The sequence below is a fragment of the Bacillus sp. FSL M7-0307 genome, from assembly GCF_038627835.1.
In the GTDB taxonomy this organism is placed as follows: domain Bacteria; phylum Bacillota; class Bacilli; order Bacillales; family Bacillaceae; genus Bacillus; species Bacillus altitudinis.
Genome location: NZ_CP152023.1, coordinates 2761187 through 2785546 on the forward strand (window position 1 = coordinate 2761187; position 24360 = coordinate 2785546).

At 41.3% G+C, this 24360-nt stretch carries 28 protein-coding genes, 1 tRNA gene, 1 rRNA gene and 1 riboswitch; of the genes, 7 read left to right on the forward strand and 23 right to left on the reverse strand.

Going from position 1 to position 24360, the window contains the following annotated elements; translation table 11 throughout:
• Positions 1–61 precede the first annotated feature (61 nt).
• A 16S ribosomal RNA gene (locus tag MHI41_RS14190) occupies positions 62–1610 on the reverse strand.
• Positions 1611–2046: 436 nt separating this feature from the next.
• Positions 2047–2149, forward strand: a riboswitch (TPP riboswitch).
• A gap of 96 nt (positions 2150–2245) precedes the next feature.
• Between MHI41_RS14190 and thiT the strand changes: the two genes are divergently transcribed.
• Positions 2246–2821 (forward strand): energy-coupled thiamine transporter ThiT, encoded by a 576-nt coding sequence (gene thiT, locus MHI41_RS14195; RefSeq protein WP_060781330.1) that lies wholly within the window; start codon positions 2246–2248, stop codon positions 2819–2821.
• Between the two features lie 240 nt (positions 2822–3061).
• Here the strand turns inward: thiT and MHI41_RS14200 are convergent, their stop codons facing one another.
• Positions 3062–3616, reverse strand: coding sequence for a GNAT family N-acetyltransferase (locus tag MHI41_RS14200; RefSeq protein ID WP_060781331.1), 555 nt, complete (start codon positions 3614–3616; stop codon positions 3062–3064).
• Between the two features lie 170 nt (positions 3617–3786).
• Between MHI41_RS14200 and MHI41_RS14205 the strand changes: the two genes are divergently transcribed.
• The 3 genes from MHI41_RS14205 to ftsW are packed head-to-tail and all read left to right on the forward strand — an operon-like array spanning position 3787 to position 6733.
• Positions 3787–4425: a DUF1232 domain-containing protein gene (locus MHI41_RS14205; protein ID WP_169476055.1), complete on the forward strand. Its 639-nt coding sequence runs from the start codon at positions 3787–3789 to the stop codon at positions 4423–4425.
• A gap of 14 nt (positions 4426–4439) precedes the next feature.
• The gene (rodA, locus tag MHI41_RS14210) at positions 4440–5594 is read left to right on the forward strand and encodes a rod shape-determining protein RodA (protein ID WP_050826536.1); all 1155 of its coding nucleotides are present in this window, start codon (positions 4440–4442) and stop codon (positions 5592–5594) included.
• Complete coding sequence (ftsW, locus tag MHI41_RS14215; RefSeq protein WP_342494263.1) at positions 5591–6733, forward strand: putative lipid II flippase FtsW; 1143 nt, start codon at positions 5591–5593, stop codon at positions 6731–6733. Before rodA ends, ftsW begins: the two co-directional genes overlap by 4 nt.
• A gap of 31 nt (positions 6734–6764) precedes the next feature.
• Here the strand turns inward: ftsW and MHI41_RS14220 are convergent, their stop codons facing one another.
• Positions 6765–8312, reverse strand: a complete 1548-nt coding sequence (locus MHI41_RS14220; RefSeq protein WP_142155829.1) for a flotillin family protein — start codon at positions 8310–8312, stop codon at positions 6765–6767.
• A gap of 11 nt (positions 8313–8323) precedes the next feature.
• The gene (locus MHI41_RS14225) at positions 8324–8854 is read right to left on the reverse strand and encodes a hypothetical protein (RefSeq protein WP_056702380.1); all 531 of its coding nucleotides are present in this window, start codon (positions 8852–8854) and stop codon (positions 8324–8326) included.
• A 205-nt stretch (positions 8855–9059) separates the two neighbouring features.
• Between MHI41_RS14225 and MHI41_RS14230 the strand changes: the two genes are divergently transcribed.
• Positions 9060–9539 carry a DinB family protein gene (locus MHI41_RS14230; protein ID WP_019743389.1) on the forward strand — a complete coding sequence of 160 codons (480 nt, stop codon included), beginning with the start codon at positions 9060–9062 and terminating at the stop codon, positions 9537–9539.
• Between the two features lie 40 nt (positions 9540–9579).
• Here MHI41_RS14230 and MHI41_RS14235 read toward each other — a convergent pair whose 3' ends face one another.
• Positions 9580–10788, reverse strand: coding sequence for an iron-containing alcohol dehydrogenase (locus MHI41_RS14235; protein ID WP_008344050.1), 1209 nt, complete (start codon positions 10786–10788; stop codon positions 9580–9582).
• A 27-nt stretch (positions 10789–10815) separates the two neighbouring features.
• Entirely contained in the window at positions 10816–12285 is a 1470-nt protein-coding gene (gene betB / locus MHI41_RS14240; RefSeq protein WP_342494264.1) for a betaine-aldehyde dehydrogenase, read from the reverse strand.
• A gap of 206 nt (positions 12286–12491) precedes the next feature.
• On the opposite strand from betB, the gene MHI41_RS14245 reads away from it, so the two are divergent.
• Both MHI41_RS14245 and MHI41_RS14250 read left to right on the forward strand, forming a co-directional pair.
• Complete coding sequence (locus MHI41_RS14245) at positions 12492–13049, forward strand: GbsR/MarR family transcriptional regulator (RefSeq protein ID WP_035389194.1); 558 nt, start codon at positions 12492–12494, stop codon at positions 13047–13049.
• Positions 13050–13121: 72 nt separating this feature from the next.
• A tRNA-Ala gene (locus MHI41_RS14250) sits at positions 13122–13194 on the forward strand.
• 59 nt (positions 13195–13253) lie between these two features.
• Here MHI41_RS14250 and MHI41_RS14255 read toward each other — a convergent pair.
• From MHI41_RS14255 to MHI41_RS14335, 17 genes are all read right to left on the reverse strand, one after another.
• Positions 13254–13700, reverse strand: coding sequence for a hypothetical protein (locus tag MHI41_RS14255; RefSeq protein WP_017359003.1), 447 nt, complete (start codon positions 13698–13700; stop codon positions 13254–13256).
• Between the two features lie 102 nt (positions 13701–13802).
• A complete protein-coding gene (locus tag MHI41_RS14260; RefSeq protein ID WP_057079163.1) occupies positions 13803–14624 on the reverse strand; it encodes an N-acetylmuramoyl-L-alanine amidase in 822 nt (273 codons plus the stop codon).
• Between the two features lie 19 nt (positions 14625–14643).
• The gene (locus tag MHI41_RS14265; protein WP_019743388.1) at positions 14644–14907 is read right to left on the reverse strand and encodes a phage holin; all 264 of its coding nucleotides are present in this window, start codon (positions 14905–14907) and stop codon (positions 14644–14646) included.
• Positions 14908–14919: 12 nt separating this feature from the next.
• Entirely contained in the window at positions 14920–15132 is a 213-nt protein-coding gene (locus tag MHI41_RS14270) for a BhlA/UviB family holin-like peptide (RefSeq protein WP_017367922.1), read from the reverse strand.
• A 36-nt stretch (positions 15133–15168) separates the two neighbouring features.
• Positions 15169–15309, reverse strand: a complete 141-nt coding sequence (locus tag MHI41_RS14275; RefSeq protein ID WP_017367923.1) for an XkdX family protein — start codon at positions 15307–15309, stop codon at positions 15169–15171.
• Positions 15309–15629: a hypothetical protein gene (locus MHI41_RS14280; RefSeq protein ID WP_057079162.1), complete on the reverse strand. Its 321-nt coding sequence runs from the start codon at positions 15627–15629 to the stop codon at positions 15309–15311. The genes MHI41_RS14275 and MHI41_RS14280 overlap by 1 nt, the downstream gene beginning before the upstream one ends.
• 13 nt (positions 15630–15642) lie before the next feature.
• Positions 15643–16959: a hypothetical protein gene (locus tag MHI41_RS14285; protein ID WP_342494265.1), complete on the reverse strand. Its 1317-nt coding sequence runs from the start codon at positions 16957–16959 to the stop codon at positions 15643–15645.
• Between the two features lie 521 nt (positions 16960–17480).
• Positions 17481–18686, reverse strand: a complete 1206-nt coding sequence (locus MHI41_RS14290) for a hypothetical protein (RefSeq protein ID WP_046526571.1) — start codon at positions 18684–18686, stop codon at positions 17481–17483.
• Between the two features lie 209 nt (positions 18687–18895).
• Positions 18896–19072, reverse strand: coding sequence for a phage portal protein (locus MHI41_RS14295; protein ID WP_017367927.1), 177 nt, complete (start codon positions 19070–19072; stop codon positions 18896–18898).
• Positions 19069–19398: an XkdW family protein gene (locus MHI41_RS14300; RefSeq protein ID WP_017367928.1), complete on the reverse strand. Its 330-nt coding sequence runs from the start codon at positions 19396–19398 to the stop codon at positions 19069–19071. Before MHI41_RS14300 ends, MHI41_RS14295 begins: the two co-directional genes overlap by 4 nt.
• A 10-nt stretch (positions 19399–19408) precedes the next feature.
• Entirely contained in the window at positions 19409–20281 is an 873-nt protein-coding gene (locus tag MHI41_RS14305; RefSeq protein ID WP_046526570.1) for a hypothetical protein, read from the reverse strand.
• Between the two features lie 15 nt (positions 20282–20296).
• Positions 20297–20680, reverse strand: coding sequence for a phage tail protein (locus MHI41_RS14310; RefSeq protein WP_017359000.1), 384 nt, complete (start codon positions 20678–20680; stop codon positions 20297–20299).
• Between the two features lie 11 nt (positions 20681–20691).
• The gene (locus tag MHI41_RS14315; RefSeq protein WP_268449079.1) at positions 20692–21615 is read right to left on the reverse strand and encodes a YmfQ family protein; all 924 of its coding nucleotides are present in this window, start codon (positions 21613–21615) and stop codon (positions 20692–20694) included.
• Positions 21602–22648, reverse strand: coding sequence for a baseplate J/gp47 family protein (locus tag MHI41_RS14320; RefSeq protein ID WP_142155841.1), 1047 nt, complete (start codon positions 22646–22648; stop codon positions 21602–21604). The genes MHI41_RS14315 and MHI41_RS14320 overlap by 14 nt, the downstream gene beginning before the upstream one ends.
• Entirely contained in the window at positions 22641–23063 is a 423-nt protein-coding gene (locus tag MHI41_RS14325) for a DUF2634 domain-containing protein (protein WP_024719684.1), read from the reverse strand. The genes MHI41_RS14320 and MHI41_RS14325 overlap by 8 nt, the downstream gene beginning before the upstream one ends.
• A gap of 14 nt (positions 23064–23077) precedes the next feature.
• Complete coding sequence (locus MHI41_RS14330) at positions 23078–23344, reverse strand: DUF2577 family protein (RefSeq protein ID WP_017358996.1); 267 nt, start codon at positions 23342–23344, stop codon at positions 23078–23080.
• Positions 23341–24351 carry a hypothetical protein gene (locus MHI41_RS14335; RefSeq protein WP_008344092.1) on the reverse strand — a complete coding sequence of 337 codons (1011 nt, stop codon included), beginning with the start codon at positions 24349–24351 and terminating at the stop codon, positions 23341–23343. Before MHI41_RS14335 ends, MHI41_RS14330 begins: the two co-directional genes overlap by 4 nt.
• Positions 24352–24360 lie beyond the last annotated feature (9 nt).

Genomic DNA, 24360 nt, shown 5'->3' on the forward strand with positions numbered 1-24360 from the left:
AAGGAATGATCCTTCAAAACTAAACAAGACGAAAAACGTACGCTGCTCCATATATCCTTAGAAAGGAGGTGATCCAGCCGCACCTTCCGATACGGCTACCTTGTTACGACTTCACCCCAATCATCTGCCCCACCTTCGGCGGCTGGCTCCATAAAGGTTACCTCACCGACTTCGGGTGTTGCAAACTCTCGTGGTGTGACGGGCGGTGTGTACAAGGCCCGGGAACGTATTCACCGCGGCATGCTGATCCGCGATTACTAGCGATTCCAGCTTCACGCAGTCGAGTTGCAGACTGCGATCCGAACTGAGAACAGATTTGTGGGATTGGCTAAACCTTGCGGTCTCGCAGCCCTTTGTTCTGTCCATTGTAGCACGTGTGTAGCCCAGGTCATAAGGGGCATGATGATTTGACGTCATCCCCACCTTCCTCCGGTTTGTCACCGGCAGTCACCTTAGAGTGCCCAACTAAATGCTGGCAACTAAGATCAAGGGTTGCGCTCGTTGCGGGACTTAACCCAACATCTCACGACACGAGCTGACGACAACCATGCACCACCTGTCACTCTGTCCCCGAAGGGAAAGCCCTATCTCTAGGGTTGTCAGAGGATGTCAAGACCTGGTAAGGTTCTTCGCGTTGCTTCGAATTAAACCACATGCTCCACCGCTTGTGCGGGCCCCCGTCAATTCCTTTGAGTTTCAGTCTTGCGACCGTACTCCCCAGGCGGAGTGCTTAATGCGTTAGCTGCAGCACTAAGGGGCGGAAACCCCCTAACACTTAGCACTCATCGTTTACGGCGTGGACTACCAGGGTATCTAATCCTGTTCGCTCCCCACGCTTTCGCTCCTCAGCGTCAGTTACAGACCAGAGAGTCGCCTTCGCCACTGGTGTTCCTCCACATCTCTACGCATTTCACCGCTACACGTGGAATTCCACTCTCCTCTTCTGCACTCAAGTTTCCCAGTTTCCAATGACCCTCCCCGGTTGAGCCGGGGGCTTTCACATCAGACTTAAGAAACCGCCTGCGAGCCCTTTACGCCCAATAATTCCGGACAACGCTTGCCACCTACGTATTACCGCGGCTGCTGGCACGTAGTTAGCCGTGGCTTTCTGGTTAGGTACCGTCAAGGTGCAAGCAGTTACTCTTGCACTTGTTCTTCCCTAACAACAGAGCTTTACGATCCGAAAACCTTCATCACTCACGCGGCGTTGCTCCGTCAGACTTTCGTCCATTGCGGAAGATTCCCTACTGCTGCCTCCCGTAGGAGTCTGGGCCGTGTCTCAGTCCCAGTGTGGCCGATCACCCTCTCAGGTCGGCTACGCATCGTCGCCTTGGTGAGCCGTTACCTCACCAACTAGCTAATGCGCCGCGGGTCCATCTGTAAGTGACAGCCGAAACCGTCTTTCATCCTTGAACCATGCGGTTCAAGGAACTATCCGGTATTAGCTCCGGTTTCCCGGAGTTATCCCAGTCTTACAGGCAGGTTACCCACGTGTTACTCACCCGTCCGCCGCTAACATCCGGGAGCAAGCTCCCTTCTGTCCGCTCGACTTGCATGTATTAGGCACGCCGCCAGCGTTCGTCCTGAGCCAGGATCAAACTCTCCGAGGTATGCAGGATGCATATCACACATGCGTTGCTACACGATGTAGCGAACTTAGCATGTGATCATTTCCTGCCTCGTCAGTCTGACTGACTACCTATGAAGTATCATAGGATTTTTTTATAAAAACTCGAATTAACAGGTACGTTTTGTCTTGTTTAGTTTTCAAAGATCATCTTCATTTTCGCTCAGAGGCGACTTTATTAATATAACATTCTATCAAGATGAAGTCAACAACTTTTTTCTTGAATGTTATTTCTCAACCGCGCTGTTTCAGCGGCGAATACAAATATAACACCTTTTAAAAGAAGAAACAAGTATTTTTTCTAAATAATTTATTTTTCCTGATCTCTTCCTATATATTCGTACAAAAAGGGCTTAACTCCATAATTCACTATTGTTGATCCTGTAGGTCTTTAGTATATTTATAATAGATTGAAATTTAATAACCGCAGGGGGAGCCTCGTGCTGAGAGTGAACAATTCGTTGTTCTGACCCTTTGAACCTGTCAGTTAATACTGAAGTAGGAATGTGGAATCACTTGCATACATGCATGTATGCAAGCCGATATGTTTTTCTATGAATCACATACTCATCCTGACATGGTCTCTCCTTGCACAATTCGTGAAAAGGGGATTTTTTTATGCAGCAATCAAATCAATTAGTACGACTGATGGAGATCGCCATCATGACTTCTCTTGCACTTGTTTTAGATTATTTATCAGGTCTCTTTTTAAGAATGCCAAACGGCGGGTCAATTGCACTGATCATGATTCCTGTCATCCTCATGTCCATTAGATGGGGCGTGTCTGCTGGATTTATCATCGGTGTGTTAATCGCAGGACTGCAGCTGATGAACAATCCTATTATTGCTACACCTGTACAAGGATTTCTCGATTACTTTGTCGCATCTGTTGTGATTTGTTTAAGCGGGCTATTCTCAGGATCAATTAAAAAAGCCATTCAGGATAAAAAGCGAAAGAAACAATTCTTCTATATTATCCTAGCTGTATTTGTCGCCAGTTTTTTCAGGCTGCTGACGTTCTTTATTTCAGGCGTAGTTTTCTTTTCTCAATATGCACCAAAAGGAACACCAGGATGGGTGTATTCATTAGTTTATAACAGCACATATATGGTTCCTTCATTTATCATTTGTAGTATTGTTCTTTGTTTACTCATCCCTAGTGCGTCTCGTTTGGTTTTCCCTCAACAAAAATAACCCAGCTGCTTCAGCGGGTTATTTTTTTATGCATAATTTGCTGCTCTATTGAATCTATTAATAGTAGAAGATTTCATGCTGGAGGTACGACAATGAATCCTTACTCCATTATGCTGTGCTGTTACATCCTCAGTCTCGCCTACTTTTTGGCAAGTTTCTATGAGGCATTAAAAATAGCAGGTGTGAAAGGGAAAGTAGAGGCTTCTCCTTTTATATCTTATATTTTACTCGCCACCCTTTTTACTTTTTTCTCTCATTATTATTGGAAGCTGACGATATAATTTGTTGAACATGATCACTTAGTACAGACAGTTCCCATCCATACCCTATTTCCTCATGTTTCTCACCAGCCATCTCGAACTGGCTGGTGACGGCAAAACTGGGTTGAAGCTTTTGATAAAATTGCTTTGCTGAATTTTGCTCAAATACCCAGAGCAGCATATTCTGATAGCCTTTCTCTATTAAATAATCCACACCTTTTGCAATCAAAGCCATACCCGCTCCTGATTTCTGTTTTCTCTGCAACAAATAGATGGCATAAAGCTCACCATCATATATTGAATATCTCTCATCACGCTGTTTTCCGAAGGAAGCAAAACCAAATACTCCGTCAGCATCCTCTGCGACAAACGTGCCTTCAAGCGACCTGCTTCTCCAGCTCTCTTCCCGCTCCTCTACATTCAAAGCATCTAAATACTCTTGTGAAATAATGCCGTGATAAGTCGTTTGCCAGCTCTTCACATGAATTTCGGCAATTTTAGGAATATCATTATGTACTGCATGTCTAACCTTCATCTGAACACCCCTTTTAGCAATTTCCTACTCTATGTTTCATATGATAAGTTGCTATTTTATAAAATTCAATCCCTAATGGATATTCGTTGACATTTTGTCAACACCCCTATATATTGGGTACGACTTCTTCTATTAAAGAGTTGAACTTTATGAAAAGGGTGAGGAAAGAGATGGAATTTAAAACAACTGAGCTTCGGCAGTTTTTAAAAGAACAACTGCAAATACGTTCTCTTTCATTAAGAGAACTGAGTACACAAACAGAAATTGATAAAGCCACACTGTCTAGAATCATGAACGGAAAAAGAAAACCGACTTTGAACCATTTACAGCGGCTTTCAGATGCTCTACACATTTCTTTAGATCATCTATTGATCACGGCTGGATTTTCAATTAAAAACGAAAGAGTTCACGGTGATACGTTCATTCAAGCGGTAGAAGAGATTGAGCGAACGCTGAAAGATCATGATGTCTATGACGGAACGTTCAGCGAGAATGAATTGAAACAGAAGTTAAATGAATATGAGACCTATAGTCAATCAGACGAGGGAAAAGAAACGATCTCAGCAAAGTTTGAAAAAAAGATAGACACGATAAGCGGTGTTGGGCCATTTCTTGATCAATTGAAAAGCATGTACAGCTCGTTCATGAGCGCACGGGGTACTTCTCGAGAATTGATGTTGATGGGAGGCGCATTACTTTACTTCATTATGCCCGTTGATTTAATACCAGATTATATTTTTCCGATCGGCTATATTGATGACGCTGCAGCGGTGCAGGTCGTATTAAACCAGCTGACAAATAGGTCATAGCAGGTGACGGAGACATGAAAAAACAGAACAGCATTGACTTCGCATTATTATTCACTGTCATTTGCTTCTTTGTGATCAGCCTGCTGGCTGTGTATAGCGGATCGGGACAGTATGAAACGCAAGATATGTTTTATTTCGTCAAAAGACAAGTTTTCTGGTATATCGTCGGTTTTGGCCTTATGGCGGCAGTTGCTTACTTTGATTATGAACTGCTTGAGCGTTTATCTTTTCGATTATTTGCAGGTGGTCTTTTCCTCATCATTCTCGTTCATTTTTTTGGCACGAATCAAAATGGCTCCCAAAGATGGATCAGCTTTGGGCCCATGAAAGTGCAACCATCAGAATTTATGAAAATTTTTGTCATTCTTCTGTTAGCGGCTATTTTAAATCGATACAAACATCAGCGCTTTGCGTTTAAAGAAAGCATGATTCCCACAATGAAAATCATATGCTGGACCGCTGTTCCTTTTTTCCTGATTTTAATTCAGCCAGATTTGGGAACGGCACTTGTGATCTTGTCTATAGCTTTTACACTGATGCTTGTGTCAGGCATTTCAAGTAAGATGATCGCTGCATTAATCGCTTCTTTTCTTGGGCTTCTTGCATTTTTGACCTACTTGCACAATGAACATTTTGAGCACTTTACAAAAGTGATTAAACCTCATCAGCTTGATCGCATTTATGGGTGGCTCTCCCCAGATGAATTTGATTCGACATATGGGTATCAACTGAAACAAGCAATGCTTGGCATTGGGTCAGGACAATTATCAGGAAGCGGTTATACAAAAGGAAATCAAGTACAAGGGGGAAATATCCCTGAAGCCCACACAGATTTTATATTTGCAGTTATTGGTGAGGAGTTTGGTTTTATCGGCGCCTCCCTATTGATCTGTTTATATCTTATGATGATCTATCGAATGATTCATGTGGCTATGCATGCGAATACCCTTTATGGGCTGTATATATGTGCTGGGGTGGTTGGACTGATCGTCTTTCAAGTCTTCCAAAACGTAGGGATGACAGTAGGGCTAATGCCCGTGACTGGTCTTGCCCTTCCTTTTATCAGCTATGGGGGCAGTGCGCTTTTAACCAATATGATCGCCATTGGCCTTGTGTTTAGTGTCAATCTGAGGTCCTCATCCTACATGTTTGGACGTAACTGGGATTGAAGGTGATGTCATTGATTCTTTCTCACCTAAAAAAAATCGACCACATTCTTGCTGGGACGATTGTTTGTCTTTGTTTCTTTGGATTACTGATGGTGTACAGTGCGAGTTATCCTTTAGGCGAAATAAAATATGGACAGGGCAGCTACTTCTTCATGAAACAGTGGCAATGGCTTTTGATTGGGTTCTTCTTTTTTATCGCTGCGGCCCTGGTTCCATATCAAGCTTACCGTAAATATATTCGGTGGCTTGTGATGCTGTCATTGTTATGTCTTATCCTTGTCCTGCTTCCTGGAATTGGTGTTGTCAAAAACAATTCACAGCGATGGATTCAATTGGGCTCTCTGATCATCCAGCCGTCTGAGGCTGTGAAATTAGTGATGATCATCTATTTTGCCTATGTATATGCAAGGAAACAAGCGTACATTACATCCTTTAAAAAAGGAGTACTGCCTCCACTTCTTCTTTTAAGTCTAGCTTTTTTATTGATTTTAAAACAGCCAGATTTAGGTACAGCAGTTTCTATTTTATTGAGCTGTGGTATCGTCTTATTATGTGCTGGACTTAAAACACGCCACCTCATTCTACTAGGTTCGACGGCTGCGGCAGGGATCACTTTTTTTGCTGTGACCGCTCCTTATCGCTTGAAACGAATCACTTCTTTTCGTGATCCTTTCATGTATGAGGATGGAGATGGTTATCAGCTGATCCATTCTTATCTCGCCATGAATTCAGGAGGGTTTACCGGGAATGGTTTAGGCGGAAGCATTCAAAAACTAGGATTTCTTCCTGAAGCCCATACAGATTTTATTATGGCCATCATCAGTGAAGAGCTGGGAATCATGGGGCTGTCGTTTGTGTTGGGTGCCTACCTACTCATCATGTATCGCGCCGTTCGAATCGTTCAAGGTTTACAAGATCCATTTGGAAAGCTATTAACGATCGGGCTTACTTTTCAAATCATGATTCAAGCAGTCTTTAATCTAGGAGCTGTCTTTGGGCTTCTCCCCATTACAGGCATTCCTCTTCCCTTTATTAGCTACGGCGGATCTTCATTGGTGTTCATGATGATATCCGCAGGCATTCTTGTGAATCTTTCTTCATCTATCAAAAGAGACCGGCATGTGCCCCAAGTAAAATAGACACCCTCTATCAGAAGGTGTCTTTTGATTTTTATTCTTCTATTTGACGATCAGCGATTTCTTTTTTTCTTGGCTGTTTGATTTCATTCGTCAGTTCTTGGATGCTTTGTTTCACATTGCCTTTGCCAGAGAAATTCTCAATAATTTCTTTAACATCAATTCCAGAAGAAGCTTTCAGACTTTCTTGAAGACTGGACATAAGGTTTGTCGCATAGCCGGTCACTTTATTGGCACCGCTGCCTTCCCCGTTACCGCCTGTATCAACAACTGTAATTTTATCAATGTTAGAAAGTGGAGCAGATACTTGTTTCGCATATTCAGGTAGCATTTTCACAATCATATCGAGAATCGCCGCTTGACCATACTGCTCGAATGCTTCTGCAATTTTCTCTTTCGCTTCTGCTTCCGCAAGTCCTTTCAATCTAATGACTTCTGCTTCGCTTTCCCCTTTTGCACGATCGGCTTCCGCTTTGGCAAGCCCGTCAATCCGAACTTTCTCTGCTTCTGCTTTTGCCATTGCTTCAATGCTGTATTTCTTCGCATCTGCTTCAGCAAGACGCTTCGCTTTTTCCGCCGCAGCCGACTGCTCAACAGCATAACGGTCCGCATCTGCTTTCTTTTTCACTTCAGAATCGTATTGACGCTCACGACGCTGTATCTCTTTTTCTTCTAATTCAATTTGCTTCTGACGTTCAATGATTTTGACTTGCATTTCTTGTTCAGTTACGTGCTGACGATTACGAGCTGTTTCAAGATCGTACGCTTGGTCGGCGCTTGCTTTTGCTGTATCTTGTTCACGTCTGAATTCTGCTCTTTTCAGCTCATTGATTTTTTCTGCTTCAGCGATTTCAGTGGCACGCTCAAGCTCAGATTTCTTCGCATCTTTATCTGCTTCTGCACGTTTGATACGTGTTTCTTTATCTGCTTCTGCTGTTGCAATATCTGCATCGCGTTTCACTTGAGCAATTCTAGGTTTACCTAGTGATTCTAAATAGCCATTTTTATCACGGACATCTTTGATTGTAAACGATACAATGACAAGACCCATTTTCGCTAGATCTTGAGAAGCGACACGCTGTACTTCTTGAGAAAATTTCTCTCTGTTTTTATAAATCTCTTCAACTGTCATTGACCCTAAAATGGAGCGAAGGTGTCCTTCTAGTACTTCTCTTGCTTCATTTTCACGATCTTCTTTTGTTTTCCCTAAAAACTGCTCTGCCGCAGTGGCGATTTCTTCAATTGATCCGCCAATTTTAATGATCGCCGTTCCATCGGCCATGACTGGTACACCTTGTTCAGTATAGACTTCAGGCGTTGAAACATCTAGCTTGCTAGATAGTAAGCTGAGCGGCTCTGCTTGTTGAAAAACAGGGAGTACAAAGGTACCTCCACCTCTTACAATCTTAATCTTGTTTCCACCTTCATCCACGTGGACATTTTTACTTCCGAGGTAACTTCCTGTGACGATTAATGCTTCATCTGGACCAGCTGTCCGGTATTTCGAAACAAATACACCAATAAGTGCAATGAGAATCACAAGCACAATTCCAATAATAATTAATATGGTTGTTCCTGGCATAGCATTCCCTCCTAGATTTCTTCATTTGGTATAACAGATAACACGCCTTTGTTCACTTCGACGACCAGCACCCGGGTTCCATATGGAATCTCCTCTTCGTCGAAACTGACGGCAGGCTTTGAGATTTTCCCGCTGTTACTAATTAACAGCACTTCTCCAAACCCATCTTTTGGTACAGATACAATGATCTCCCCAGTTCTTCCTTTTAGGTCGGCCTCCGTATATGAAAGAGATTCTTCAGCAGAGGAAAGCGGGACTAAGACAAATACATTTAAACAAGTAACGAGAACCACTGCGAGAATGGTAGATAATACTGCGCCAAGTCCACTTCCTACAATTGCTGTTTTTTCAGAGATAAATCCTCCAGCCGAGAAAAAGGTAAGAAATGCGAGGATCAATGTTGGTTGAAGGAACGGGACAGGAATCGCTTCAAACAATCCATCAAATACATCGCCAAAAAAGACGAAAACAAGCGTCAGGATTCCTGATACCATCAATATGTATAAGTACAGCGTCTGAAGAGGCAGCCCAAACACATCCATCTTCCTCACCCTTTCTTTATGAAATGAGCAGCCTTTCATTCATTTAGACCATGCTCACATCCAAGTGTATTCCTTCTAACAGGTAATACGAACCACTTTTGTAAAGGTTTCAAATTTCCTCACAATTCTTCAAAGGAATTCAACGATAGCTCAAGAATGATTGTCATGTACCAGTATGTTAAAATTTGATCTTGAGGTGATGAAAATGAGTTTATTACATGATGCAAGACAAGAATTGTGGCAAGAGCTGCAAGGTTTGAACGAAGAACAATTGAATCAAAAATTATCTGATGATACTTGGAGTATTCAAGAGGTGGCAGATCATTTAAAGAAGATGGACCTAGTTGCAGCAAAACATCTAGCTGCCGAGGGGAAAAAAGCACCGATTAAAGAATATGAGCCAAAGCCGGTGGAAATGGCAGAGGATCGTTCAAGAAAAGCCACTGCGCCTAGTATTGTTGAGCCAGAGCGCAAGCATGTGACACCTACACATTTAAAAGATGAGCTTGATACAGCTCGTGAGAAATTAAATCAAATTTTATCAACGTTTACAGAGGAAGATTTCAAACGCGTGATTGCACATCCTGTGTTTGAAGAACTTTCATTAAAGCAATACCTTGATTTTATCGGCGCACATGAAAAGCGCCATATTCATCAAATTAAAGAAATTAAAGAACAGCTATAAGATGTAAAAAAGACTCCCTTTTGGGAGCCTTTTTTCATTGTTACACTGTTTTAGGTGTTAAATCAAAGCAGCGAGCGTAAATCCAGTTGTATGCTTTTTCGTTGAGGTCTCTTGGGTTTCCAACTGTTTGCGGATCTTTCATTGCTTCTTTAGATAAACGGTCGATCATATCTTTTGGTACACCTTGTTCTTCTAATGAAGGAACTTCTAGGTCTTCCACTAAATCATACATCCAATTCACTGCTGCTTTTGCAGCTTCCTCTGTTGTCATTCTGCTTGTATCAATTCCGAATGCTTGCGCAATTCGAGCGAACTTCTCTGGGTACCCTTTCCAGTTATATTCCATGACAGGTCCCATCATTGCCGCTACACATTGGCCATGTGCGACAGGAATAATACCCCCAAGCGTTTGACTCATAGCATGGGCTGCACCAGCTGATTCACTTCCATAGGAAAGTCCTGCAAGCATCGCAGCTTGTGCCATTCCATATCTTGCTTCTAAATCCTCTCCATCAGCAAAGGCACGGCGAATATAATGAGCAGCATATTCAATGGCCATGAGCGCTACCGCATCTGTAATTGGCTGAGCAAACTTCATCGTATAGCATTCGATCGCGTGCGCAAGCGCATCGATACCCGTCATAGCCGTCACATGCGGCGGCATAGATACATGAAGCTCAGGGTCAATCACTGTTAGGTGAGCTGCAATGAGTGGGCCACCTGTGTTGAATTTGAATTCCCTTTCTTCGTCAGTAATCACTGCCCACTGCGTGACCTCTGAACCTGTACCAGCCGTTGTCGGAATTGTGGTTAACGGAGGGATTCTATTTTCAAGCGGTTTTTTCCCCTCAGCCGCTTCGTAATCAAGAACTGATCCTTCATGAGTCGCTTCCACACCAATAGCCTTCGCTGTATCCATTGAGCTTCCGCCGCCTACTGCGACTAAACCATTACAGCCTTCTTTTTCATATAACGCAGATCCTTCATTCACTAAACGGACTGGCGGGTTTGGTTCTACTTTATTAAATAGAACCACATCAACTTGCGCTTCTTTTAATGAAGCAATCACTGGATCCACAACACCCGCTTGATAAATACCAGGATCTGTGACAAGCAATACCTTTGAAACGCCGTATGCTTTCACTTCTTCCCCAACATGTTTCACTGCCCCAATGCCATGCTTGATAACAGTCGGAATTTCAAACGTATGGAATTTTTGCATGCTTTCAATTTTCATATTTAAAGTCATATAGAATCTCCTCCAGATAAGTGATATTTATTTAAACCAATGAACCGCTTCTGGTTTTGTATTTCGATATAAATGTTTTAGTTCCGTATATTCTTCAAGGCCCGTACGTCCTAATTCACGTCCAAGACCTGATTGTTTATACCCGCCCCACGGTGCTTGGGCAAAATAAGGATGGAAGTCGTTGATCCATACCGTGCCTAATCTTAATTGACGAGCCACTCGTTCGGCTTTGCCGATATCAGAAGACCACACCGCTCCTGCTAAACCATAAATCGTGTCATTTGCCAGCTCGATGACTTCTTCCTCTGATCGGAAGGATTCGACAGTGAGGACTGGTCCAAACACTTCTTCCTGTACAATTCGCATGTCTGATGTACAGCCTGAGAAAATCGTCGGCAAGTAGAAGAACCCTTTTTGAAGCTCCTCTGCTTCAGGTCGTTTCCCACCTGTTTCTAATGTTGCGCCTTCGTCTAAACCGATGCTGACGTATTTTTCTACTTTTTCTCGATGCTCAGCTGAGATGAGCGGTCCACTCTGGGTTCCTTCATCAAAGCCGTTGCCTAGCTTGATTTTTTTCGTACGCTTCACCAGTTCTTCTAAAAATTCATCATGAATAGATTCTTCCACTAACAAGCGTGAACCTGCTGAACACACTTGCCCTGCATGGAAAAACACAGCATTCATTGCCTGGTCAACCGCTACGTCTAAATCAGCATCTTGAAAGACGATATTCGGGTTTTTCCCGCCGAGCTCAAGGGCGATTTTCTTCACATTCCCGCTGGCTCCCTGCATGATTTTCTTACCTGTTTCAATACCGCCTGTGAATGAAATTAAATCGACTTGGTCATTGACAGCCAGCTCATCTCCAACAGTTGCTCCAGGTCCAAGTACTAAGTTGGCAACGCCTGCTGGAACACCCGCTTCTTCCATAAGTTTGAAAACTTTGATCGTGGTTAATGGTGTAATTTCACTTGGCTTTAGTACGATTGTATTTCCAGCTGCAAGTGCAGGAGCGATTTTCCAGCTCGCTTGAAGCAATGGATAGTTCCAAGGAGTGATTTGACCGCATACACCGACAGGTTCTCGGACTAATTCACTTTTTGAGTTTGGAATAGGCGATGCAATGATTTCCCCGCCATCCTTATCAGCAAGCCCCGCATAATATTGGAACACGTTCGCAATATCGTCCATATCCGCTTTGCTTTCTTCTAATGTTTTGCCGGTATCAAGTGATTCTAATTTGGCTAATTCATCTAGGTCTCGCCTAATCAATTCAGCAATTTTAAACACAATATTTCCTCTTTCAAGTCCAGGCATGTTTACCCAATCACCTTGATCGAAGGTTTTTCTCGCTGCCTTAATGGCTAACTGCGCGTCATTTCTTGATCCTTCACTGACTGTCGCGATCACTTCTTGATTAAATGGATTGATGATATCTCTTGTGTCGCCACTCTTAGCGCCAACCCATTGTCCATCGATAAATAGTGTTTGACTCATAGAAGGAACCTCCTCTGATTCTCTTTGGTAAGTTTGTTAAATAAAAATTTAACGTTTTGAACATAATTAACTTAACATGTTCAAATTTTTCTGTCAAAGGGGGATATGCTTCTTTTATTTTGACATTTTGCATTCTTTCGTTAACATATAGTCCATAAAGATTTTTTTGAACGTATTGAATTCACTTAATAGAAAGCAGGGACAAGATGAAAAAGCAGGAACAGCCACAAGCAGAAGAACGCATTTTAGCTGCTAAAGATCTCGTCATTGATTCCATCGCTGAAACAATGGATCTCTATGGCATTACTAGAAGTGCGGGTATTCTATATGGGACGATGTATTTAAATGAGGAAATGACGCTGGATGAAATGCGTGAAGAGCTGCAAATGAGTAAGCCTAGTATGAGTACGGGTGTGAAAAAACTGCAAGACATGAATATTGTCAAAAAGACCTTCCACCGCGGCCGAAGAAAACACAGCTTTGTTGCTGAGAAAGACTTTTTTAAGTTTTTCATGAACTTCTTCCCGCAAAAATGGGAACGAGAGGTCGAGGTTAATCTAGCAGCGATTGAAGAAGCGCAAGAACGCCTTCAAGATGTAGCTCGTGATGATCAGGCGGAGGAACATGAAAGAGAGGAAGCAAAACAGCTCATTGAACAGCTTGAAAGCTCAAAAGCCTATTATGACTGGCTTAGACGATTAGCCCACTCGGTTCATTCGGGAGACATCTTTGACTATATTCCGATTGATCAGAAAGAAAAATAGCCGGGGTGTTTGTGTTTTACAGCTTGAATTTTACAGGAGGATTGATTATAATAAGTTATGTCGTAATACTTCGGGGCATTAGCTCAGCTGGGAGAGCGCTACGCTGGCAGCGTAGAGGTCAGCGGTTCGATCCCGCTATGCTCCATTATCAAAAGCCTATCCAATGACGGATAGGCTTTTTCATTTGATTTTACTCATAAAAGCTTATTTGTCTGGTTCTTGAATTTGATAACCAAAGACTCCTTTTATCTCAACATCCCCACAGCCTTCTTTTTTGGTCAGTTTAATACCATGGGGTCTATAAATGTAGCGCCCACTTGATAAAATTCGGTCTGTTGCACTTAGATCATATTGGTTACCTGTATACTCTTTGACTGATGACGGAAAATCCGTTCCTGATAAAGATGTTCTGTAGAGTGTCACCTCTAGAGTACACCCCTCTGCATTTAGTATAGAAAATTGGTAGCCATAAGTAGATGGATATTGTTCAGGATTATTTTGACCTCCTGGTACCCACAGATCTTTTTCCTGTTCCGTCATGATGAAATCAACTTCTACTTCTCGATAAATGGTCTTAGCTGCAACCTTTTCCATATTAAAATGGAACATGACAATGAAACAAAGAGACATCATTACACATATCCGCTTCATACAACCCCTCCATTCATTTTTACCATTATACAACAAATAACGCTAAAAATGGTTTTATTTTACTTTTTTATAATGGATAAGGGTTGATTCATTCCATATGTGTTAACTTTCTATGACCTTACTTAATGTTTCTTTGGTCTTTGGACCATATATGCCATCCGGGGTTAACCCATGCATCATTTGAAATCGAGACACTGCATTCGCAGTTTTGGGTCCGTAGTACCCATCGATTCCATTGTTGATCGCTCCCTTATCAGGATAAAAATAAATCGATGCTAAGGCTTGTTGTACAGCTTTTACAGCTGACCCTTTTGTAAGAGGCTTCGTCACTTTTAAAATACCTGCAGGCAAACTGTATGTTTTTTTGACCTTGTTGGTTTTAGATGTTGATCTCGTTGATATGGTTTTGATAGATGTTTCTTTCACAGGTTTAGCTGTTGTCATTTGACTTGTAGATGCTGATGCAATACCAGCTTTGAAGCCATCCCACCGATTTAACAGCTTACGCGGACACTCCTTCCCGCTCCAATGCTTATGTGGCACCACGTTAGATAAAGGAATTCCTAAATCCCCCATCAGTTTCCGAATAAGCCATTGGGCGTTTTTAACAGCCTGTTCAAAGTTAGCGCCTGCATTTTCACAAATTTCAATTCCAATTGATTTCATATTGCCGGTTCCCCTGCCATCTCCTGCGTGCCAGCCATTTTCGTTTAAAGGTAAATGCTGATAAATGACCTGATCATCGACCGTGTAGTGCCAGCTAACCCCGGTACTTGCCCGAGCAACAAATGCTGCATGATTTGCCGCATCAGCCCCCCGTCCAGTGTTCGATGTATTATGCACCGTAATATAGAGCGGCTTCATCCTGTTTCCTGGTCTGTTGCGATTTTGTTTTGGGATGAGTGCTTGAATGATCTTCACCATATTGTTTCTCCTTCAAAAATTATTTTGTTAACCCTCTTTGTTTCAGGGCATCTTTTTGCAATTGACCTTTATAGGTCACATAATTATTTTTAAACCAAGCGATCACGGCAGTGACCATAGTGAAAATTGTGGAACCTGCAACATATAGTGCCTCTCCTGCGGTTTGCACTTGCTCCTCGCTAATCGGCAGCACTGTTTGTCCAAACATGACAAGCGTTTGGTTGATAAGCGCAATAAAAAGAAGCACTGTGCGAATCACAGTGCCTTTGTCGAATGTTTTCATGATGTTTTCCTCCTATTTTAAATTCCGTTCAATTTTATCGAGCTTGTCGATCACGACGTCATACTTCTCACTAAACTTTGCTAACACATCATTTTGTGCCTCGATTTGCTCATTGAGTTTGTTTTCTCGTTCTTTTGTTGTGTTGAGAACATAAAACAGAATCCAGCAAAAGAGAACGGCGAATGGGCCTTGTGTCATTAAGTTTTGAACGACATCTACTTCCATTTGAATCACCTTCTTTCCGGCAAAAAAATAAAGCCATTAGGCTTCGTATATTTCTCCAGTTATATTTTGATAGTCTTCTGCCGAGATCCAGCCAATGCTTACATAAAATGCAATGTCCTCTGGGCCGTAACACTGCCAGTCCCAGAATTGTTTGATATCCGCTACAGTTGGAAACATCAATCTGAAGCACCTACTTTTTGCATAGCTAATAGCTGCGTTAATTGTTTTGATAACAAAGCATTTTGTTTCTTTAAAAGTTCTATATCACTTGGCGGGAGAGGGGCCAGTTTTAAGCTGTCTATATACTCTTGGGTCGCTGATTCATACCATTGTTGTTTTTTCACATCAAATGCAGCCTTATAAAAAGAAGGATTATTGGGTGGTGCAATTGTTGTGCATTGCTCTGGAATAATATAATTTCCTTCATCATCCCTTTCGAACACTTCGATAGGTCTGATCAATTCATTTTGCTGATTGTATTCATAGGCTTGTATCATTTGTATCACTTCCTTAATTTAATGGAACAACCATGTCTAAATAGTAGCCAGTTACTGCACTGTTATTCACTGCATGTAAACCAGTTAGTTTTAGCTCTCCTGTATTATAGATATATAATTTACTATGACCCGTTGTACCTGATATGGGAACTGATACTACTATGCCTTTATCGGGTAATCCTGTATTTGGAATACTTCCACAGATCACTTCTCTATTTGCTATTAGGTGACCCCTCAACAATAATAAGTTTCCCCATTTAACATATTGGACCGCTCTGTCTCCAATAGAGGAACCATTGACTAGTGTGACATCTAGCCACTTGACACTTTCAAAATCAGCATCAGTCACTAATTTTTTCCAACCTTTAAATACACCGTCTGTATGAACAGTACCAAACCAATGAGTGTTGTCATAACTTCTAATGACATGAATAGTCTTTCTACCATTTACCGTTTCTAAGATATCAATATTAAACCAAGAAGAATCATTATCGACAGGCATATTTACAACATTAGATCCTACTGCAAAGTAAAAGCCGGATGGCAGCGTTAAAATATCAGTTCCTATTGACATGGAAAGTCTTAATCCCTTTGAATTTAATAGGTTATGGTCATTAAGACGTTTCCAACCGCTCCACTCTTGTTGTGTACCCGTTACATCAGTTGTTGAACGGTTAATATAGACATCTCCTGTATTGTTTGCACCGATGACCCATCCATAGGTATTTTCACTAAAAACAGACAAAGCCCTCATTGAACTTCTTGTCGGAAGATCTGGATGTGCTTCATGAATGTACCATGAATGAACTCCCGGCAATTTTATCAGCTTATCTAAAATACTAGGATCATCTGCATTAATTCTTTCAAAAGCTTTTCCATCGTCAGCAGTAATTTTAGACAATTGTCCTGCATTCCATTTGTTTTTTTCATTTTGAGTCGGCATTTGCATCCAGTTGATTCCGATGTCATTCACAAGATAGGAAAAACAAAATGAGTTGCCTGATGTATCAATTGCAATTCCTACGCCAATATTATTTTGACCTACAAACTGAAAGCCTCTTAGTGCAGCATTGCCTATAGCTGGGGAATCGACTACTCCAGAACCACCTGGCGCATAAAATGAGCAAGCCCCTAGCGCTTTAATTCCCTCATAGATACTGCCACCAGCAGGAATATTGATCAATTGGGACCCGTTATCATTTGTCAGTTTATATAGCTGAGATTCGTTCCATTTTTTCTTTTCTGAACCAGATACGTGAGGAATTGGATCTCTCGTATGAAGGTTGAATTGTTCTAGTAGTTCCTGATCATTTTCAATTAAAATTTTCACTAAATCGTTAAAGAGATCTGCATGAGCTTTATCGCTCGTCTTAAAAGGTTGAGGTGTTTTTATGATCTTATTCTCCTTCCAAAAAACATTACGAATTAGGTGATGTTATGATAAAAATCAGTTATTTCACTTCGTTCTTAGATTTGGAACCAAACGTGATGAATTCATTAGGATTCAAGTCATTAGAACAATATTAAGTACATATTTTTTAAATATCCTGATTTTTATAATATTAATTTGTCACGTCTGCCCTTACCTATGATTGACGCCACTCCAATAAAGTGGATCGATTGCATGGGTCTATTCCCTTCCTTTATTGTAAAAACAACAGAGTCAAACTCATTCTTTCTTCCTGCAATTTGACCCAATAATTTTAACAACATGTATTGTGCATTGCGTTTCTGTTCTCGTTCCTTTGTTGTATTGAACACATAAAATAGAATCTAGTAAAAGTGAACGTCATTAAGTTTTGAACGACAGCTTCCACCGATTTGCACACACACTTTATTTTTCAAATAATCCTATCTTAGCTGTGACAAAGTAACATAAGCCCTATTTACTGTAATAGTTCTTCCAGTGTTTTTGGGTGTAATATAAAATGTTAACTTATCCCCCGCTTTAAACTTTTGTTGAAGGTACAATACACATATACTTGATGAGATAACAGGATTCCAATTACCTAATCGTTGAAATTCTGTACCATTCACATAACATGACAAAATGCTATCTGATCCAACAGGAATGTTATTGCTATTAAGATAAAGCCTAATTAAATACAAACCATTATTTTTCAGTGTAATTTCAGCTCGCGAACGATTATACTCTCCTAAATCGTCTGATCTTGTATCACCAAAATTCAGTTTTGTTGGAACATTTTCAACGGCTGATACAGAAGAATTATCGAGATCATACGTATCAACAAAAGAAGTATTATCCATATCCTCCTTTGTTAAAACACGTTTCCAGCCTTGCCACCCCAAATTTAAATCAAGATAATTTGTATACATGTAATTGTTATAATCTATTGCTATGACCCATCCAAATGTACCTTTTCCATTACTATCTTGAGAAGTAAAATGATACATACCACGACATGATCTTGTAGTTGGGCTGTTTAATGCTTTACCTGTGGCATAAAATGTACCATGCTTCGGGCCTAAAGAAACAACCTTTTCAAGTAAATCTTCACCATCTGAAACAGATAGAATCACCCCTCCATTATCTGAAGTAATCTTAGACAATTGCCCATCATTCCATTTATTTCTTTCAGCATTTGACGGGAGCTTTGTCCAGTTAATAGTAGTATCTGCAGCATTATAGTAAAAACTATAAGCATTACCAGTAATATCTACAGCAAAGCCAGTACCAATGTTATCTTGGCCTACTGTCTGTAATCCTCTCAATGAAAGATTTGATGGGGAATCTTCGACTCCAGAAGCTGCATAAAAAGTACACGTTCCTTTTCCTTTTATCATATCAAAAATCCTAGCATCAGCTCGCACATTAATTAAATGACTTCCATTATCCGCTGTAATTTTATAGCCCTGAGAATCGTTCCATTTTTTCTTTTCTGCTTCAGATGCATGTGGATTTATATCTTTCATATGTTGATTGATTGACTCTAATAGACCCACATCATTGTCAAGAAAAGCCTCAACCATGTCATTAAATAGATCAGCATGGGCTTTATCAGTTGTTTTAAAAGTGCGTGGTGTCTTAATCTCCATGATCATTCTCCTTTCAAATCTATTATCACTATACGCTTCCTTCCACTATATAATGTTATCTAATCACTCTGTGAATCATCACATTTCTGCTTTTTTGTATTAGCTGCTGTATTCTCGCATCATTTGTATGTTTTAAGAACTGCTCTAATATCGTTCTCAAGTAGTGCTTTGAACATGTCATTGAAAAATCAGGTATGGTCCTTTTATTTCTATTCAGTTTTCACTCTTGATGCTTGTTTTATTTCTTGCAACTGCTCTAAAGTGAGCATCCTTTGCTCGTATCCTGCATTTAGATCTTCCATCGAACAATCACCTAATTCAACTGCTTCTTTAACTAATTCAGGTGTCACCCATTGGAAATATAATGCCATAACCCAATAATTCATGTTTCACTCCCTCCTTTAATGAAGAGGATCTCATTTTTCAGCGCCTTTAGTTCATTTGTTAAAAGATCACATTGGTGTTCAAGCTGTTTTCTCACTAGCTTTTCTTTGGCTACTTCTTGTGCTAGATAATCTAGTGGAAGAGGTGGTTCATACCTCGGGTTGGCTTGGGATTCCTCCCACCATTTTTTCAACTCTTCTACCGTTGGCTTTGGCACATCTAGATGCCACTCGTTTAAATACGAACCATCGCCATCATTTCTTAGTTCAAAATCTTTTTGCGGGTCCGCATCGGGGTATTTATACTTAATGGCTTCATATAAAATCATCTGAATCCTCCTACACTCTCGGGAAATTGCGGCCGCCTAATTCCGTAATATCGAAATAGTTGTACCAACCTGAATTATCAGATATATAACGATCAGAATTTCCCGCATAGCCTATATACATGTAAATTTCAACGTAATCTCCTTTATTAGCTGGAACATTCGCAGCCCCATATAAACCTATATCAAGTTTTGCCGTTTCAGAGGGTGTGGCAGGGAGATGTCTATAATGAGATATATTTTTATAATTTTTACCATTTAAAAAAATAGACAGCTCAAAATTTGCATACATTTGAACCGTCTCAATATAGACTCCAGCGTTTACTAGATACATTCCGTTTTCCGGACAAATAAAACGACTATTTTTTATATCAAAATTATTGTGACTATCTTTGATTTTTCGATTAAAAAGGATTTTTTGTCGCTCAGCATTATTAAGCAACTGCTTACCAGTTGTACCAATGTTCGTATGAAGAAAACCAGAGATTTTGTGCCACTCTGTCCACCCTGAGGCTATATACCATTGTCTAAACCAAATACCAGTACTAGTAAAATAACTAGTTGTTTCATTACCGTTGCCATAATAATATTGTATAAAACGATACTCATTTATTTTTTCGTTCTTCACAAAACCTAATTTTGTAGGATATCCGGTATCATTCGCTATAGCCATCAACGTAATCCCATTTGGATATTGCTCACCGCTGACTGATGCATCTTGAATGGCTTGATCGCCTGTTAAAATGAACAAGCTTTCATTTGTGATTCCTTCTATTTGTCTACTGAGCGCATTGTCATTCTCCACAAGTGTATCGACCATCCGGTTAAATAAGTTGGCATGGGCTTTGTCAGAGGTTTCAAACGGTAAAGGTGATTTTATGTCCACTTCTTTTCCCCTCCATTAATAAATATCATCAATCTCAAAAACAAATTCGATGTCGCCGTCTTTTTGTTTGTCTGTCATGGTGCGGATGGCGGTGAATTTGCCGGCTTCGTCGACAAGGGCTAGTTCATTGATGACTTCGCCTGCTAGTTCTCCTTCAGCGATGGTGCAGGTGTAGCGGATTTTTGCCGGTTCCATGAAGGTAAACGAGTCAATATTTTTTTGAATCAGTTCTTTTTTGAGTGCTTGTTCGGTTCCGTCAAGAGAGATCGGTTTTCCATCCTTTGTTCCTCCATTTCCGAACGCCATTTTGACGACTTTTGTGAGTTTTGTTCCTTCTGCTCGTGCCTTTGCCATTTGTTGACGTGCATATAGTGTGGTTACGGTTAATTGATCAGCCATTGTGATCCTCCTTATAGATCTATTTTTTTAGAAGTTGCTGCCAGCATTTTTGATCCATCAAGCGGAACGGATCCATCGAGAATCCAGTAATGCTCCTTGATCAGTAAACTGCCGCCTTGTTCATTTTGAACATGTACTGGTAAGCGGAACGTCATCCTCTTTTTCGCGTGATGTGAAAGCTGGTTCTTTGCACGCAAAGTCAGCGTAGCTGCTTGCTTCGTTTCATACGATGCTCCAGTCATGACATAATTCAGACGATATGCTGTTTCTTTCTCTTGTTGAAGCGGCATTCTCATCTTTAATGAATGCCGAAAACGAGCTGGGACCTCCGTAGTACCTCGTATCCCGCTAAGATAGAACGTTCCATTTAATACGAATTCACCATTGAGTAAAATTGGAATATGATCGAAAAAGCCCACTCTGCTTCGCAGTGTGAGCCGCTGGTGATGATCATTTGTTTCATGAACATCAGTATGATGAATGGCGGTGAACGTATACGCCAAATGTGCTGGCTTTAACGTTTCGAGTATTTCGACGATATATCTTGTGTTTTGCAGGTCATCTAGGTTGACACGTAATGCAAAATGATAACGGTTGACTGTAAGACGGATGATTGCACTCGGATTTTTAAGAAATCGATTCACAGATTTCTCTAATGACAGATACGTAATTGGTGGAATGTTCGACATCATATTGAGTAATCGTGCCCTGCGCAGCTCAATCGAATCATCTGACTCTCGCTGCACCTTGAGCATTCTCTCCCACCGATTCAATCCCCACGTCGCTGTTAAAGGGAAGAACTGATCCGTTACATCAAAAATGGATTCGTCCAATTGTTCAAACTCTGGCGCCTCCGTTTTTAGTAAATGATCCACATCATAAATCTCTGTGAAATATGGCGGCAAGTAGTTTTTCATTTCATCAAGTTTGCTCAATAACCTTCACCTGCCTCAGACGTGGTATCTCAATGTCCTGTAATACTAAGTTTTTTGACTCCCCATTCAATAAGACGTTTGCATAATCGGACACGCTCTCTGAATGGTACAAAATATCATTTAAGGCGGACATTCGAATCGTACTTTTTTCAAATGCGATTGATTTTAACAGTGCTTTGACCTTTTCTTCTATTTCTTTTTGCGCACCTTCAAGTGTCCAGTCCATCTGAAGTTCGACGGACACTTCTATGTCAATATCTAGCCACTTGGCACTTTCCACGGTTGCTTTTGAACCAATAGGAGCTTGCCCTTCTCCTTCTCCCGGTACAGGGTCAATATACTCCTGGACCCTTTTGACAAGAAGCTCAGAGGCTACATCTAGATTGCCGTCTGTGATCACAATTTTGACCGTTCCCTCTCCATTCCATAACGGGAACACTTTCGCTCTGCCGACACCAACCACTTCCTCGGCCCACTTTTTGTAATGTGCTCTGTTGGCACTGACAGCCTCTCGCCTTGCGCGTATTAAATACCGATCGTATAATGACGCATCATCTTCTTCCTCTTGCCCTGGTATCACCAATTCCTTCATGATCATCGACTCTAGACCCGGAATTGTATCAAGCGATAGCAGCGGCTGACCTGTTAATTGCCCATTGCCGGCTGTACCTGTTGTCTCGCATTCTAGTGTACCGTCCTTTGAAAATTGAAAATAAACATCTTCAATAAAGAATCTTGATCCTGCTGGAATGTTTACGTTCTCTGGTTGAATGGTTACGGACCAGACCGCTGTGGTGGCTGGCTTTCGCTCAATCCCCACTTCTGCTGCTCGTCGATCTAAAAATTCCCCCTGTGCTGTATCAGCAAAGACAAGCTCAAACACTTGATCAAGCCAAATATACGACTGAGCCAGTTCAGCAGCAGCAGGTGCCAAGGCATTCCAAATGACGCTGTTTTCTCTTTTATCTATGTCATCTGGCAGCCTGTCCAGCATTCTTTCCATCAACGCCTCATACGTTTGCTCCTCAAACATCTCCCTCCATCACCTCCTCTATTTCTAATGTGCCTTCATCTGTGACAATGGCTAGTTTGACTTGAAAGGCATCATTTTGCTTCGTGACCTCTATCTCTTCAATATGATCAATCCGCTCATCAACGACCAATGCTTCTTCAAGCAATCTTGGAATCTCCATTTCTTTGTATTCATCAGTTGCTTCAGTATCAGTCAATAGCTCCTGAATTTCAGTGCCAATGTCGTGACTGTAAATGGGATGTGCATAGCGCTCTGTTCGCAATGTCATATAAATAAATTGACGGATCGCTTCAATGCCTGTAATGGCTTCATTTGTCAGCCTACCATTTTCAAAATCTATGCGATACGTCGTCGAGGTTTCTACCTCTTCGTCTTCTTCTGTTTCCTCGATTTCTTCCTCTGGTGAAAGTGCCACGTTCATCACCTCCCTTACAATTTGTCGATGATGTAGAAGGACTGCCCTCCTGCCATTGCGAGTACCATAATGCTGTCTCCCCTTTTCAACTCATCATCCTCACCCTTATTTAAGCGTTTAGGCCAAATAAGCAGTTCTTCCGGAATGATCAGCTTACTGTTTTCATTTAATCGGATGTGAAGAGGCGAAGCCATTGTGACCTCTCCAATCACCAGATCAATTGGAGAAGCTGCATCTACTGCATTGACAGCGAGTCGTTTAATTGCTTCACTTAATCTCATGCTTGATCACCCTTTGGCATGGAATTTTTCTCAACGACGTCAATTGTCATGGTGTGCTTCACTCCATTGAATTCATGCTTGTCTTGATCGATCCAGTAGGTTTTTTTGATGTTGATTTCAGGGATTTTCAAATAGATTGGCAGACCGCTTTGCAGTTCAGGGATTCCGAGTGCTTGTATGCTTTTCACTTCTTGTTTGACGCCTTTTTTCTCAGCTAGGCGTACTTTCGCTCTTTTTTGAAGCTGCGGCTGGTTGATTTGACCTGTGACCGTCTCCACATGCTGTAAAATGCCGTACTTACTCTGACCCGCTTTATCCTGTTCGATCACCACAATATCTGATTTGCTACCTTTTTTCTTATTCTTCCCCTGTTCGTCTACAGACGTGCGCATCTTCACACGTGTTGCTGTCTCTTCAATGGAGGTGCTGTACTGATAACCGATGAGGTTGACGCCTGATTCAATGACCCACACGTCCTCTGGATCGGGCCAAGCTCTCAGCCCCATCTTGCCTTTAGCAGAAAAAATTTGATAATTTCTACCGGTTTGCCGCTTCGTTTCCTTCAATGCTTTTAAAATGATGTCATATAAACTCGTGTCATTTTTAAAAACGAGAGACTTCATGACATGTCCTGTATTTGCGATGGATGTCATAGGAATTTGAAAGTCTGCCCCGATCCGCCTCAAAATTTGATCTGCCCGTTGATTTGAAAAAACATATACATCTTGGTTTTTCACTAAATATTGGAGCATATCGTATGCGGTAAAGGTCAGCTTTCCTTCAACAGGCGTCCTAGAAAACACGATGCCTCTGAACAGCTCTTTTCCTTTCCATTTAAAAAGAACCGTGTCTCCTTCTGAGACACGGTAATATGTTTGACTGCCTTGCTTTGTGATAATGTTCGCCTGAATAGAGCGAGGGGCCTGATACCTTTGCCCCTGAAGTGTCACACTCTCTGTGACAAGCTCATACATCGTGCCGCTTCTGATGGCAAAAAGCTCAATCAATGTCAGCCC

Coding starts and splice junctions, on each gene's coding strand:
- thiT (WP_060781330.1), top strand. CDS start 2,246: ATGCAGCAATCAAATCAATTAGTACGACTGATGGAGATCGCCATCATG.
- MHI41_RS14200 (WP_060781331.1), bottom strand. CDS start 3,616: ATGAAGGTTAGACATGCAGTACATAATGATATTCCTAAAATTGCCGAA.
- MHI41_RS14205 (WP_169476055.1), top strand. CDS start 3,787: ATGGAATTTAAAACAACTGAGCTTCGGCAGTTTTTAAAAGAACAACTG.
- rodA (WP_050826536.1), top strand. CDS start 4,440: ATGAAAAAACAGAACAGCATTGACTTCGCATTATTATTCACTGTCATT.
- MHI41_RS14220 (WP_142155829.1), bottom strand. CDS start 8,312: ATGCCAGGAACAACCATATTAATTATTATTGGAATTGTGCTTGTGATT.
- MHI41_RS14225 (WP_056702380.1), bottom strand. CDS start 8,854: ATGGATGTGTTTGGGCTGCCTCTTCAGACGCTGTACTTATACATATTG.
- MHI41_RS14230 (WP_019743389.1), top strand. CDS start 9,060: ATGAGTTTATTACATGATGCAAGACAAGAATTGTGGCAAGAGCTGCAA.
- MHI41_RS14235 (WP_008344050.1), bottom strand. CDS start 10,788: ATGACTTTAAATATGAAAATTGAAAGCATGCAAAAATTCCATACGTTT.
- betB (WP_342494264.1), bottom strand. CDS start 12,285: ATGAGTCAAACACTATTTATCGATGGACAATGGGTTGGCGCTAAGAGT.
- MHI41_RS14245 (WP_035389194.1), top strand. CDS start 12,492: ATGAAAAAGCAGGAACAGCCACAAGCAGAAGAACGCATTTTAGCTGCT.
- MHI41_RS14255 (WP_017359003.1), bottom strand. CDS start 13,700: ATGAAGCGGATATGTGTAATGATGTCTCTTTGTTTCATTGTCATGTTC.
- MHI41_RS14260 (WP_057079163.1), bottom strand. CDS start 14,624: ATGGTGAAGATCATTCAAGCACTCATCCCAAAACAAAATCGCAACAGA.
- MHI41_RS14265 (WP_019743388.1), bottom strand. CDS start 14,907: ATGAAAACATTCGACAAAGGCACTGTGATTCGCACAGTGCTTCTTTTT.
- MHI41_RS14270 (WP_017367922.1), bottom strand. CDS start 15,132: ATGGAAGTAGATGTCGTTCAAAACTTAATGACACAAGGCCCATTCGCC.
- MHI41_RS14275 (WP_017367923.1), bottom strand. CDS start 15,309: ATGTTTCCAACTGTAGCGGATATCAAACAATTCTGGGACTGGCAGTGT.
- MHI41_RS14280 (WP_057079162.1), bottom strand. CDS start 15,629: ATGATACAAGCCTATGAATACAATCAGCAAAATGAATTGATCAGACCT.
- MHI41_RS14290 (WP_046526571.1), bottom strand. CDS start 18,686: ATGGAGATTAAGACACCACGCACTTTTAAAACAACTGATAAAGCCCAT.
- MHI41_RS14295 (WP_017367927.1), bottom strand. CDS start 19,072: ATGAATTATTGGGTTATGGCATTATATTTCCAATGGGTGACACCTGAA.
- MHI41_RS14300 (WP_017367928.1), bottom strand. CDS start 19,398: ATGATTTTATATGAAGCCATTAAGTATAAATACCCCGATGCGGACCCG.
- MHI41_RS14310 (WP_017359000.1), bottom strand. CDS start 20,680: ATGGCTGATCAATTAACCGTAACCACACTATATGCACGTCAACAAATG.
- MHI41_RS14320 (WP_142155841.1), bottom strand. CDS start 22,648: ATGTTTGAGGAGCAAACGTATGAGGCGTTGATGGAAAGAATGCTGGAC.
- MHI41_RS14330 (WP_017358996.1), bottom strand. CDS start 23,344: ATGAGATTAAGTGAAGCAATTAAACGACTCGCTGTCAATGCAGTAGAT.